A 10,021-nucleotide genomic window follows, 5' to 3' on the forward strand; every position below is an offset into this window, starting at 1 on the left:
GGGGGGGGGGCGGGGCGCGGCAAGCTGGTGGTGGTGGATCCGCGCCGCACCGAAACAGCCGGCATCGCCAACGAGCATCTTTTCATCCGGCCCGGCAGCGACGCCTGGTTCCTGGTGGCGCTGCTGCAGGAAGTGGTGGCGCTGGGGGCGCCGCGCACCGAAGCCTACGCCGGCAAGCTCAGCGGACTTGACCTGGCGCTGGCCGCCGTAGCGGCCGTGGACACGCGCGATGTGGAGGCGCTCACGGGTATCCCGCGCGCCACCCTTGCCCGCATCGCCGCCGAGTTCCGCGCTGCGCCGGCGGCCGTGGCCTATGGCCGCATGGGCGTGTCCACCCAGGCCTGGGGCACGCTGTGCCAATGGCTGATCCAACTGCTGAACCTCGTCACGGGCAACCTCGACCGGGAAGGCGGATCGCTGCCCAACGAGGCCGTGCTTCCCGTGACCGGTCCGGGCACGTCGCCAGGCAACCGCGGCCGCTGGCACAGCCGCGTGCGCGGGCTGCCGGAGTTTTCCGGCGAGCTGCCGGTGGCGGTGCTGGCCGAGGAAATCCTCACGCCGGGCGAAGGCCAGGTGCGCGCCCTGCTGACCTGCGCGGGCAACCCCGTGCTTTCCACGCCGGACGGCCGTGGACTGGACAAGGCACTGTCCTCGCTGGACTTCATGGTGTCGATCGACATCTACCTCAACGAAACCACCCGCCATGCCGACCTGATCCTGCCGCCGGCCTCGCCGCTCACGCAGCCGCACTACGACGTGCACTTCAACTCGTTCGCGGTGCGCCGGGTCGCCAAGCTCAGCCTGCCCCTGCGCGAACGCGGGAATGACGAGCGCGCCGACTGGGAAATCATCAACGGCATCGCCGCCGCCTACGCGGCCGCGTCCGGCAAGCCGGTGCGGGACCTACCGCCGCCGCTGGCGATGATCGGCATGGGCCTGGCCCGCGGCGGTTCGGGCATCACGGTGGAACAGCTGTCACAGGCGCCGCACGGACTCGACCTGGGGCCGCTGCGGCCGTCGCTGCTGGCGCGTCTGGAAACCGCCAGTGGCTGCATCGAATGCGCCCCGCCGCTGATGCTCGAGGAGCTGCGTCGCCTGGCGATGCCCGCGGTGGCCGCGTCCGACACCACGCTGAGGCTGATCGGGAGGCGTGATGTGCGCAGCAACAACTCCTGGATGCACAACGCGCCGCGCCTGGTGAAGGGAAAAACCCGCCACCACCTGCTGATGCACCCCGACGACCTGGCGAGCCGCGGAATCGGCGATGGCGCCCGCGTGGCTGTCTCTTCCAGCGTGGGTTCGATCGAGGTGGAAGTCCGCGGCAGCGACACGTTGATGCCCGGCGTGGCCTGTCTTCCGCACGGCTTCGGCCACGACCGCGCGGGCACCCGGCAGTCCCGCGCCAGTGCGGTGGTGGGACCGAGCTACAACGACCTCACCGATGCCGCGGCGCTGGACCTGCCCTCGGGCAATGCAGCGCTCAACGGCGTCGAGGTGCGGGTGCGCCTGGCCTGAAGGCTACGCGCTTTCCCTGAAGGCTATTCGCCGCCGTGCCGGAGCCAGCGCTCGGCGAGCGAGGTGCTTTCGAACACGCGCCCGTTGGCGCCGCGTTCGATGGCCAGGATCTCGCCGTGCTCCAGCCGCGCCATCTCCTCGACGCGGCCGATCACGAAGGCCACCTTCAGGCGATCCATGCCCATGGCGATGATGGCGTCCACCATGTTCGCCATGTTGCGCTCACCGTCGAAGTCGCCCAGGTTCTCGACCACCATCAGTTTGCGCGTCTTGCGGATACCGCACTGCTCGGCGATGCGCTGCCAGTAGGCGGTGGAAATGTCCCGGCTGTCCCGGGGACCGGTGACCTCGGCGAACAGGTAATCGAGGCGGTCCTCGAACTTGAGATGGATATCGGGAGGAAGCTCGAGCACGGGGGCAGCACGCTTGCGGGGGGAGCCTTAGTTTAGCCCCTTGCGCCCGCTTGCGTGCTGCCGTTATCGCGCTATTGTCGCGAAAACCTCGGGTTTATCCGCCTATGGGTACACAGCGTCTGTCGTGGTTAGCGCATCTTTCCGCGTGGCTGGGCTCACTGAGCCTGGTGGCCGTGCTTTGCTTCCATTTCCCCGAGCAGCTCACCAGCCGGGATTTCCGGGCGGTGTATTCAGAAGCATTCGCGCGCCACCTGCTGCTTGCGGGGCTGGTGGCGGCGTTCGTGCTCGGCACCCTGGCGGTGCTGCGCGGCCGGAATCGGCGCGTGGCCCTGTTTGGCGTAGGCACCGCCACCGTCGCGGTGCTGCTGGGCGGTGCCGGCGTGCCGTTTGATGAGATTGGCCGCACGCCCTGGTCACTGGGCCTGGACTGGTTCGTGGTGTCGCTGCTGTTCTCGGCGCTGGTGTTCATTCCCCTCGAACAGGCCTTCGGCAGGATTCGCCAGTCCCCGCTGCGGCCGGGCTGGCGCACGGATGTCGCCTACTTTTTCGCCAGCCACGTGCTGGTGCAGTTGATCCTGTTCCTGGTGACGGCCTGGACCACCCAGGTGGCGGCGCTGGTGGCGTTCCCGGCCCTGCAGTCCGCCATCCAGTCCTTGCCGGTGTGGCTGCAGTTCGTGCTGGCAGTGTTCTTCGCCGACCTAGCGCAGGCCCTCGTGCACCGCAGCTACCACCGCTGGGGATGGCTGTGGCGATTCCACAGCGTCCACCACAGCAGCCGGCATATGGACTGGCTGGCGGGCTCGCGGATGCACCTGGTGGAGATCGTGCTCACGCGCGGGATGGTGCTGCTGCCGCTGGTGGTGCTGGGCTTCTCCCAGGCGGCCATCAGCGCCTACGTCATCCTGGTGGGCGTGCAGGCGGTGCTGGCGCACGCCAACCTGGGGCTGCGCTTTGGCTGGCTGGAATACGTACTGGTGCTGCCGCGCTACCACCACTGGCACCACGCCCGATCACCCGACTGGGTGGACGCCAACTACGCCATCCACCTGCCGCTGGTGGATATGCTGATGGGCACCTTCCGGCTGCCGCGCGACGGCCGTTGGCCAGACGATTACGGCGTGCTGGATCCGGCGTCGGTACCGGAAGGAATCGTGCAGCAGCACCTCATGCCGTTCCGGCGCGGCAGGCCACGTCCACCGGGCTGAGGCCCTCAGGCGGCGCCCAGGCGCCGGTGTTCCACCATCAGGCAGCGGTCCTGCACCACATCGATGCCTGCCGCCATCAGTGCCTCGGCGAAGGCGTCGCTGCGGATGCCCGTCTGCAGCCACACCGCGGCGGGACGCTTGGCCAGCAGGTCGTCGAGGTGGCCCGCCAGGTCGGCCGGCTTGCGGAACACGTTGACCAGGTCGATGTCGCCCGGCACGTCCACGAGACGACGGAAGACCGGACGACCCAGGATCGCCTCCACTTCCGGGTAGTACACCGGCACCGGCACCAGATCGAAGCCGACGCGGTCCAGGTAGCGAGGCACCTCGATCGCGGGCTGGCCGCGCTGGGTAACCGTCTTGATACCGAGCACGGCAATCCGGCGGGTGCGGGCAAGCAGCGCCCGCAGGTCGTCGTCCGACTCGATCATGCGACCGCGCTGGCCGGTGGCGTTCAGTGGTTGTGGCCGCCGGCGCCGTGCACGTGGCCGTGCCTCACTTCCTCTTCCGAGGCCGCGCGCACATCAACCACTTCGATGGCGAAGTTGAGGTTCTGGCCGGCCAGCGGATGATTGCCGTCGACGGTGACCATGCCGTCTTCGATCTTGGCGACGGCCACGGAAATGGCGCCCTGCGGCGTCTGGGCCTGGAACTGCATGCCCACCTCGATGTCGTCCACGCCCTGGAAGGCTTCGCGCGGCACGACCTGGATCAGCATCTCGTTGGGGGTGCCGTAGCCGTCTTCCGGCGACACCTTGACGTCGAACTTGTCCCCGGCCGAGCGACCTTCCATCGCCTTTTCCAGGCCGGGCACGATGTTGCCCACGCCGTGCAGGTAGGTCAGGGGGTCGGTGCCGCTGGACGAGTCGATCACCGTACCGGCGTCATTGGTGAGGGTGTAATTGAACGACGCGACGGTGCGCTCGGCGATCTGCATGGGAATCCTTGTGGAGATAGGCCTGGCGGACGAATCCGAAGGCTGGAAAAGGGCCCATAGGCTAGGCCAAGCGCCCCGCCCGCGCAAATGCGGGAGGCGCCGACCGCCCGGGGCGGGACAAGAAAAAACCCCGGTCGTTGCCGACCGGGGCTGATTCTAAGCTGCCTGGCGGCAGGCAACCTTACATCGGCTGCACTTCATCCGCCTGCATGCCCTTCTGGCCTTTCACGACCTTGAAGGAGACCTTCTGGCCTTCCTGCAGGGACTTGAAGCCGGTGCCCTGGATGGAACGGAAGTGGACAAACACGTCCTCGCCGCTTTCCGGGGTGATGAAGCCAAAGCCCTTGGCGTCGTTGAACCACTTCACGGTTCCAGTCTGACGATCCGACATATCTCTAATCCTTGTTGTAACAAAATGATAGGTAACCACGATTGACCCGCTTGGGCTAACCGTAGTACGCCGAACATACTCGCTTCTTGGCCAGAAAGCGAATGGCGTAGAATCAGGGGTCCCCAGACCCTCCCCCAGGCGCCACCCCGCATGTCCGTCTTCGCCACCGAGCGCGTGCTCACCGTCAGGCACTGGAATGAGGACTATTTCAGCTTCACCACCACCCGGGACGACGGCCTGCGCTTCGACAACGGGCAGTTCGTGATGATCGGGCTGGAGGTCGAGGGCCGGCCCCTGATGCGGGCCTACTCCATCGCCAGCGCCAACTGGGAAGAGCACCTGGAGTTCTTCAGCATCAAGGTGCCCAACGGCCCGCTGACCTCCCGGCTCCAGCACATCCAGCCCGGAGACGACCTGCTGGTGAGCCGCAAGCCCACCGGAACCCTGCTGATCAGCGACCTGCACCCCGGGCGCAACCTCTACCTGCTGGCCACCGGCACGGGCCTGGCCCCCTTCCTGGGCGTGATCAAGGACCCGGACGTCTACGAGCGCTTTGAGAAGGTCATCCTGACGCACGGCGTGCGCGAAACCGGCGACCTGGCCTACCACGACTACATCGTCAACGAGCTGCCGCGGCACGAGCACCTGGGCGAGCTGATTTCCCGCCAGCTGCTGTATTACCCGGCCGTGAGCCGTGAAGCCATCCGCCATTAGGGCCGGCTCACCGCCCTGATGGACAGCGGCCGGATGATGGCCGACCTGGGTCTGGACGGCCTGGATCCGGCCCGCGACCGGGCGATGATCTGCGGCAGCCCGCAGATGCTGGCCGACTTCCGCGCCATCCTGGACGGCCGCGGCTTCCAGGCCGCGCCGCGCATCGGCACCGCCGGCGAGTACGTGTTCGAGCGTGCCTTCGTCGAGAAGTAGCGTCGTGGGTGACAGGTCGCCGGGCAGCTGACTATGCTCGACCCCTCCCCCCGCGAGGTCTCCCGCATGCCCCATCCTTCCTTGGCTTGGCTGCGCGTCTGCGCGCTGTTGCTCTTGATGCTCCCGGCGCTTGCCAGCGCCCAACCGGCCAAGGCCACGGCGCCCCAGCCGCAGGTCGGCGAGATTCCGCCCGACAGCCTGGGCACGGACCGCCAGGGCCAGCCGGTAAGCATCAGCCAGCACCGCGGCAAGGTGGTCATCGTGACGTTCTGGGCCTCCTGGTGCGGCCCCTGCCGCAAGGAGCTGCCCATGCTGGGCCAGGTCCAGAAGACGGTGGGGCGCGACTACATGGAAGTGATCGCGGTCAACCTCAACGAAAGCCCCAGGCTGTTCAACAGCGTGGTCAAGGAGAACCCGGGCGTGGACCTCACCTGGGTGCGTGACCGGGGCAAGGTCGGCAAACTCTACGGCGTGAGGGCCCTGCCCAACATGTTCATCATCGACCGCGACGGCCGTATCGCCCACACCCACCTGGGGTATTCGGAAAAGGTGTTCAAGCAGTTGATCGACGAGATCCTGGCGCTGCTGCCCCCCGAAGCGCTGGCCAAGCCGGCCGGCACGTGAGGCGGGTTTTCAGCCCAGCAGCTTCTTGATGTCCTTGCCGATCTTCTCGGGCGTGTCGGTCGGCGCGTAGCGCTTGAGCACGGTGCCGTCCGGGCCGACCAGGAACTTGGTGAAGTTCCACTTGATGCCCTCCATGCCCAGCAGGCCCGTCTTCTCGGCCTTGAGCCACTGGAACAGCGGGTGGGCCTGGGGTCCGTTGACGTTCACCTTGGCGAACATGGGGAAGCTGACGTCGTAGGTGAGGGAGCAGAAATTCTTGATCTCCGCTTCATCACCCGGCTCCTGGTGGCCGAACTGGTCGCAGGGGAAGCCCAGCACCACCAGGCCCTGGTCCTTGAAGTCCTGCGAAAGCTTCTCCAGGCCCGTGTACTGGGGCGTGAAGCCACATTTGGAGGCGGTGTTGACCACCAGCAGGGCCTTGCCCTTGTAGGCCGCCAGGGAGGTTTCCTGGCCGTCAATGTCGCGGGCGCTGAAGTCGTAGGCAGTGGTCATGGTCGCGGGCTCCGGGTGGGTTTCGACAGACTAGCGCAAACCGCGCATGGCCCCCCTGCCATTGGTCATGGGGATACGGCGCGCCGGGTGCGGTACCCTTTCAGGCGACCTCACCCCCGCACCTCGACGGGCTCGAAACCAGCAAGGAATCCGCATGAAAACCCATCGTTTGACCCTCGCGCTCGCCGCTGCGCTCGGCCTTTCCATCACCGCCTGCAGCAAGACCGAAGCGCCCCAGGCGCCGGCGACCGACCAGGCCGCCGCACCGGCCGCCGCACCGGCCGCCGCGCCGGCCGAGGCCAGCGCGAATCCGTTCTTCGCCGTCAGCGCCCTGCCCTACCAGATGCCCGAGTTCGACAAGATCAAGGACGAGCATTACGCGCCCGCGCTTGAGCGCGGCATGAGCGAGCAGCGCGCCGAAGTGGACGCGATTGCCGGCAGCAGCGAGGCCGCGACGTTCGAGAACACCATCGTGGCCCTGGAAAAAACCGGCGCCCTGCTCACCCGCACCGCCGCGGTGTTCGGAAACCTGGCCGGCGCCAACACCAACCCGGTCATGCAGGCCGTGCAGGCCGACATGGCGCCCAAGTTCTCCGCCCACCAGGACGCCATCCTGCTGGACGGCAAGCTGTTCGCCCGTATCAAGCAGCTCTACGACGGGCGCGACCAGCTGGGCCTGGACGCCGAGTCGCTGCGCCTGCTCGAGCGCTACCACACCGATTTCGTGCGCGCCGGTGCGAACCTGTCGGACGCCGACAAGGAAACGCTCAAGGCGATGAACTCTGAGCTGGCCACGCTGGCGACCACGTTCAGCCAGAACGTGCTCAAGGAAGTGAACGCTTCGGGCGTTACGGTGACCGACGTCGCCGAGCTCGACGGCCTGCCGGCGGAAGCCATCACGGCTGCCGCCGAAGCCGCCAAGGCCGCCGGCAACGAAGGCCAGTACCTGCTGGCGCTGCAGAACACCAGCGGCCAGCCGCCGCTGACCAACCTGACCAACCGGGATCTGCGCAAGAAGATCATGGAGGCCTCGCTCACGCGCGGCGGCCGCGGCGGCGAGTTCGACAACCGGGACATCGTGGCCCGCGTGGCCAAGCTGCGCGCCGAGCGCGCCGCCATGCTGGGCTATGAAACCCACGCCGCCTACGTGCTGGAAGACGAAACCGCCAAGACCGTCGGCGCCGTCAACAAGCTCCTTTCCGACCTCGCGCCGGCCGCCGTCGCCAACGCGCGCCGGGAGGCGGCCGACATGCAGGCGATCATCGACGCCGAAGGCGGTGGCTTCCAGCTAGAGGCCGCCGACTGGGCGTTCTACGCCGAGAAGGTGCGCAAGCAGAAGTACGATTTCGACGAATCGCAGCTGCGCCCGTACTTCGAGCTCGACAACGTGCTGGTGAACGGCGTGTTCTTCGCCGCCAACCAGCTCTATGGCCTGGAGTTCAAGGAGCGCAAGGACCTGCCCACCTACCGCAGCGACGTTCGCGTGTGGGAAGTGTTCGAGTCCGACGGCAAGCCCCTGGGCCTGTTCATCGGTGACTTCTACGCCCGCTCGAACAAGCGCGGCGGCGCCTGGATGAATGCCTACGTGGCGCAGAATGGCCTCACCGGCACCTCGCCCGTGGTGGCCAACCACCAGAACATCCCCAAGCCGTCCGACGGCCAGCCCACGCTGATGACCTTCGACGAGGTCACCACCATGTTCCATGAGTTCGGCCATGCCCTGCACGGGCTGTTCTCGAACGTGAAGTACCCGATGTTCTCGGGCACCAGCGTGCCGCGCGACTTCGTCGAATACCCGTCGCAGGTGAACGAGATGTGGGCGACCGACCCGACCATCCTGGCCAACTACGCCAAGCACCACGAGACGGGCGAGCCCATCCCGCAGGCGCTGCTGGACAAAGTGATGGCCACCGAGCAGTTCGGCCAGGGCCATGCCACCACCGAATACCTCGCCGCGGCCATGCTCGACCAGAGCTGGCACCAGCTCAAGGCCGACCAGGTCCCGGCCGATACCCTGGCCTTCGAGGCCCAGGCGCTGAAGCAGGCGGGCCTGGACTATGCCCCGGTGCCGCCGCGCTATCGCAGCACCTACTTCTCCCACATCATGGTCGGCTATTCGGCCGGCTATTACGCTTACCTGTGGAGCGAAGTGCTCGACGCCGAGTCGGTGGAGTGGTTCAAGGAGAACGGTGGCCTGAAGCGCGAGAACGGCGATCATTTCCGCCAGACCCTGCTTTCGCGCGGCGGCAGCGTGGACGCCATGCAGCTGTTCCGCGATTTCCGCGGTCGTGACCCGGAAGTGGGCCCGCTGCTGCTTCGCCGTGGCTTGGACAATCCGATCGGCGGCAGCAAGTAAGCCGCCGGCAAACCCCGGACCAAAAAAAACCTCCCGGGGCGACCCGGGAGGTTTTTTGTGCGTGCGCCTCAGCGCGGCAGCTTGGTTCAGGCGGCGCGCTGGCAGGCGCGGAGCTCCTTGTTCAGGACCTCGGCCTTGCTGACGTACTGCTTGGCCAGGACGCGCACCACGAAGCTGTGGTCACGGTCGAGCACGACCTTCTGGAACGTCACCTGCAGCTGGCCCTCGACCTCGGCCATCCGGGTGAAGCGCTCGGCGCTGGACTCGGGCCACTGCTTGAGCAGGCCGGCGTAGGCCTTGCTCAGCTCGAACAGCGGACCGTCGGCCTTCTTGGCCGTCTTCTTCTTGCCGCCGGCCACCGGCTTGACCTCGCCAGACAGCTCCTGCGCGAAATCCGACTTGGCCTTGGCCAAGCGGCTGAACAGCGTGCTGAGTTTCTTGTCTTTTACTTTCTGCGCCGCTTCTTCGTAGAACGCCATTCCGTCTTCGCTGATGTCAATCAGGTCCGAGATGCTGTTGGTGGTATCGGTCATGCGGCGCTCCTTGGCGTAAGGGATGGGCAGAGCGGTCGTCCCGCTGCCCAAGCCAGGCGGCGGAGGGCCCCGGCAGTGCGGGGCGGACGATCGCAAAGGCGAACGGATAACGGTGGAAAGCCCGGGAACTCAGCTTCCAGCCCGTGGATCATACGTTCCACGGCGTGAAAATTCGGTTATTCCGGGTTTTGGTGCCGCCGTTTCAATCGCTGGATTGAATCCGTTTAGCCTGCTGATGCGGTATTTTAAGCGAACTTGAGCCAAATCAGCGGGAATAGCGCCAGGACTGCATGGCCCCGTCCCGGTAGGGCATCACGCCGTGGAACGGCCGTGGGTCACCGTCGAACACCAGGGGCAGGAAATGGCGGTCCCCTTCCCACAGCGGCAGGGCGGCCAGATCGTCCAGTGCGACCCAGGCCAGGTCCCCCTCGTCGTTGCGCGCCGGCGGCTCACCCTCGAACGACGTCACCAGGAAAATGAAGCCCAGCCAGTCCTCGCCCTGCTTGCCGAACCCCGGCCAGCTGATGGTGCCGCGAAGCTGGGTCGATAAACAGTGGATGCCCGCCTCTTCGTGAATTTCCCGGCGCATGCCCGCCAACACGTCCTCGTCCGGCTCGAGCTTGCCGCC

11 protein-coding genes and 1 pseudogene are annotated in these 10,021 nt (G+C 66.8%); 5 read left to right on the forward strand and 7 right to left on the reverse strand.

From position 1 onward, the window contains the following. Positions 1-1,515 (forward strand): molybdopterin dinucleotide binding domain-containing protein (locus K0M70_RS02370; protein WP_290778764.1); only part of this gene is annotated, 1,515 nt, incomplete at its 5' end. A gap of 23 nt (positions 1,516-1,538) precedes the next feature. On the opposite strand, the gene K0M70_RS02375 is transcribed toward K0M70_RS02370, so the two are convergent. Further along, the gene (locus K0M70_RS02375) at positions 1,539-1,928 is read right to left on the reverse strand and encodes a hypothetical protein (RefSeq protein WP_290778767.1); all 390 of its coding nucleotides are present in this window, start codon (positions 1,926-1,928) and stop codon (positions 1,539-1,541) included. A 104-nt stretch (positions 1,929-2,032) separates the two neighbouring features. Between K0M70_RS02375 and K0M70_RS02380 the strand changes: the two genes are divergently transcribed. Beyond that, on the forward strand, positions 2,033-3,133 hold the full coding sequence (locus K0M70_RS02380; RefSeq protein ID WP_290778770.1) for a sterol desaturase family protein: 1,101 nt from the start codon (positions 2,033-2,035) through the stop codon (positions 3,131-3,133). 5 nt (positions 3,134-3,138) lie between these two features. Here K0M70_RS02380 and K0M70_RS02385 read toward each other — a convergent pair whose 3' ends face one another. The 3 genes from K0M70_RS02385 to K0M70_RS02395 form a co-directional block, all read right to left on the reverse strand. Next, positions 3,139-3,564 carry a CoA-binding protein gene (locus K0M70_RS02385; protein WP_290778773.1) on the reverse strand — a complete coding sequence of 142 codons (426 nt, stop codon included), beginning with the start codon at positions 3,562-3,564 and terminating at the stop codon, positions 3,139-3,141. Positions 3,565-3,587: 23 nt separating this feature from the next. After that, a complete protein-coding gene (gene slyD, locus K0M70_RS02390; RefSeq protein ID WP_290778776.1) occupies positions 3,588-4,070 on the reverse strand; it encodes a peptidylprolyl isomerase in 483 nt (160 codons plus the stop codon). 181 nt (positions 4,071-4,251) lie between these two features. Continuing rightward, positions 4,252-4,461, reverse strand: coding sequence for a cold-shock protein (locus K0M70_RS02395; RefSeq protein WP_290778779.1), 210 nt, complete (start codon positions 4,459-4,461; stop codon positions 4,252-4,254). Between the two features lie 150 nt (positions 4,462-4,611). Here K0M70_RS02395 and K0M70_RS02400 point away from each other — a divergent pair. Together K0M70_RS02400 and K0M70_RS02405 are read left to right on the forward strand one after the other, a co-directional pair. Beyond that, a pseudogene (locus tag K0M70_RS02400) lies at positions 4,612-5,388 on the forward strand (ferredoxin--NADP reductase). Between the two features lie 66 nt (positions 5,389-5,454). Then, positions 5,455-6,012 (forward strand): TlpA disulfide reductase family protein, encoded by a 558-nt coding sequence (locus K0M70_RS02405; RefSeq protein ID WP_290778781.1) that lies wholly within the window; start codon positions 5,455-5,457, stop codon positions 6,010-6,012. Between the two features lie 9 nt (positions 6,013-6,021). Here the strand turns inward: K0M70_RS02405 and K0M70_RS02410 are convergent, their stop codons facing one another. After that, positions 6,022-6,504: a glutathione peroxidase gene (locus K0M70_RS02410; RefSeq protein ID WP_290778784.1), complete on the reverse strand. Its 483-nt coding sequence runs from the start codon at positions 6,502-6,504 to the stop codon at positions 6,022-6,024. Positions 6,505-6,658: 154 nt separating this feature from the next. Between K0M70_RS02410 and K0M70_RS02415 the strand changes: the two genes are divergently transcribed. After that, positions 6,659-8,860: a M3 family metallopeptidase gene (locus tag K0M70_RS02415; protein ID WP_290778786.1), complete on the forward strand. Its 2,202-nt coding sequence runs from the start codon at positions 6,659-6,661 to the stop codon at positions 8,858-8,860. An 86-nt stretch (positions 8,861-8,946) separates the two neighbouring features. On the opposite strand, the gene K0M70_RS02420 is transcribed toward K0M70_RS02415, so the two are convergent. Both K0M70_RS02420 and K0M70_RS02425 read right to left on the reverse strand, forming a co-directional pair. Beyond that, positions 8,947-9,393 carry a PA2169 family four-helix-bundle protein gene (locus K0M70_RS02420; RefSeq protein WP_290778789.1) on the reverse strand — a complete coding sequence of 149 codons (447 nt, stop codon included), beginning with the start codon at positions 9,391-9,393 and terminating at the stop codon, positions 8,947-8,949. A 265-nt stretch (positions 9,394-9,658) separates the two neighbouring features. Next, positions 9,659-10,021 (reverse strand): 8-oxo-dGTP diphosphatase (locus K0M70_RS02425; protein ID WP_290778791.1); only part of this gene is annotated, 363 nt, incomplete at its 5' end.

This window comes from Arenimonas sp., assembly GCF_019459675.1.
In the GTDB taxonomy this organism is placed as follows: domain Bacteria; phylum Pseudomonadota; class Gammaproteobacteria; order Xanthomonadales; family Xanthomonadaceae; genus Arenimonas.

What these genes read in the sequence shown, in the direction of transcription:
- K0M70_RS02380 (WP_290778770.1), top strand. Translation starts at nt 2,033, where the DNA reads ATGGGTACACAGCGTCTGTCGTGGTTAGCGCATCTTTCCGCGTGGCTG.
- K0M70_RS02385 (WP_290778773.1), bottom strand. Translation starts at nt 3,564, where the DNA reads ATGATCGAGTCGGACGACGACCTGCGGGCGCTGCTTGCCCGCACCCGC.
- slyD (WP_290778776.1), bottom strand. Translation starts at nt 4,070, where the DNA reads ATGCAGATCGCCGAGCGCACCGTCGCGTCGTTCAATTACACCCTCACC.
- K0M70_RS02395 (WP_290778779.1), bottom strand. Translation starts at nt 4,461, where the DNA reads ATGTCGGATCGTCAGACTGGAACCGTGAAGTGGTTCAACGACGCCAAG.
- K0M70_RS02405 (WP_290778781.1), top strand. Translation starts at nt 5,455, where the DNA reads ATGCCCCATCCTTCCTTGGCTTGGCTGCGCGTCTGCGCGCTGTTGCTC.
- K0M70_RS02410 (WP_290778784.1), bottom strand. Translation starts at nt 6,504, where the DNA reads ATGACCACTGCCTACGACTTCAGCGCCCGCGACATTGACGGCCAGGAA.
- K0M70_RS02415 (WP_290778786.1), top strand. Translation starts at nt 6,659, where the DNA reads ATGAAAACCCATCGTTTGACCCTCGCGCTCGCCGCTGCGCTCGGCCTT.
- K0M70_RS02420 (WP_290778789.1), bottom strand. Translation starts at nt 9,393, where the DNA reads ATGACCGATACCACCAACAGCATCTCGGACCTGATTGACATCAGCGAA.